The sequence below is a fragment of the Thiohalocapsa sp. genome, from assembly GCF_019695415.1.
GTDB lineage: Bacteria > Pseudomonadota > Gammaproteobacteria > Chromatiales > Chromatiaceae > Thiohalocapsa.
Window position 1 is genome coordinate 1 of the sequence record NZ_JAIFKJ010000033.1, and the last position, 1,719, is coordinate 1,719.

The 1,719-nt window shown below is 65.2% G+C and carries 1 protein-coding gene; it reads right to left on the reverse strand.

All coding sequences use genetic code 11. The features are described from left to right. The coding region (locus I6U14_RS00425; protein WP_296895961.1) for a nickel-dependent hydrogenase large subunit at positions 1 to 1,714 on the reverse strand (1,714 nt) is incomplete at its 3' end. Positions 1,715 to 1,719 lie beyond the last annotated feature (5 nt).

Consider the following 1,719-nt stretch of genomic DNA (forward strand, 5'->3'; position numbering starts at 1 on the left):
CCGGATCGGCCACATGCACCGCGCAGGCGATGCAGGGGTCGAAGGAGTGGATGGTCCGCAGGATCTCGATGGGCTGTTTGGGGTCGTGCAGCTGGGTGTTGTCCTGCAGCGCCGCCTCATAGGCCCCGGGCACGCCCTGCGGATCGCGGGGGCCTGCGTTCCACGTGGAGGGCACCACGGCCTGGTAGTTGGCGATTTTCTCATTCTCGATGACGATCCAGTGCCCCAGCGCGCCCCGCGGAGCCTCCATGAAGCCCGCGCCCTGCGCCTGCTTCGGCCAGCTGGCGGGCTCCCACAGGGCCTCGGCGAAGGTCTTGGTGTCCCCGCCTTTGACATTGGCGATGAGCTGGTCGTACCAGCCCTGCATGGCGTCGGCGACGATCTGGGACTCCAGCGTACGCGCGGCTGTGCGCCCGAGAGTCGAGAACAGTGCCTCCACCGGCAGGCCGAGCTGCGACAGGGTCGAGTCCACCAGCTCCTTGGCCTGCGGATGGGCCTGGGCGCTGGTGTCGGCATACAGGACGAGCATGCGGGCCAGCGGGCCCACTTCCACAGACTCGCTGTTCCAGCGCGGCGACTTGAGCCACGAGTAGCCGTCGGCGACGTCCAGGTGCTTGTAGGGCGGCTTCACACCGCCGCGCTTGTCGTACTCCAGGTTGGTCTCGCCGGCGTAGGGGTGCAGGCCCTGCTCGTTGCCGGCGTCGTACTCGTACCAGGAGTGCGTGATGAACTCCTGGATCTCGCTGTCGGCGTGCAGGTCCACCGGCCGGATGTCGGCGAGGTTGCGGTTCAGGATGGCGCCGCGCGGGAAGAGGAAGTCCGCGGTGTCGCTCAAGGACCCGCCGGAGATGGGCAAGTCGCCGTAGCAGAGGAAGTTGCCGAGCCCTTCGCCGCGCTCGCCCCAGTCCTTGTAGAAGCTCGCGATGGCAATGGTGTCCGGCACATAGACCTGGGCCACGAACTGCTGCATCAGCTTGATCAGGTCCTGCACCTGGGCGAGCTTCTTGGAGTTGATGGCCGAGTCAGAGTTCAGGTCGATTGGGGAGGTGAGCCCGCCGACGACAAAGTTCGGATGCGGGTTCTTGCCGCCGAAGATGGCATGGAGCTTGGCTGCCTCGCGTTGCCAGCCGAGCGCTTCAAGATAGTGCGCCACGGCCATCAGGTTGGCCTCCGGCGGCAGCTTGTAAGCCGGGTGACCCCAGTAACCATTCGCGAAGATACCGAGCTGGCCGGACTCCACGAAGCCCTTAATACGCTTTTGCACGTCGGCGAAATAGCCGGGGGAGGACTTAGGCCAGCCGCTCAGGCTTTGCGCCAGCTCCGACGTGGCCTTGGGGTCTGCACTCAAGCTCGAGACCACATCCACCCAATCCAGCGCGTGCAAGTGGTAGAAGTGCATCACGTGGTCATGGATGAATTGGGCGCCGATCATCAGATTGCGCACCAGCTGGGCGTTGGGCGGGATCTCCACGTTTAGGGCGTCTTCTACCGAGCGCACGGACGCGATGCCGTGCACCAGGGTGCAGACACCGCAGATGCGCTGCGCATAAGCCCAGGCATCCCGCGGGTCGCGGCCCTTCAAGATGGTCTCGATGCCGCGCACCATGGTGCCGGAAGAGTAGGCCTGGGCGATATTTTGCCCGTCCATTTCCGCCTCGATGCGGAGGTGGCCCTCGATGCGGGTGATGGGGTCGACGACGACACGTTCGTTCATTGTTG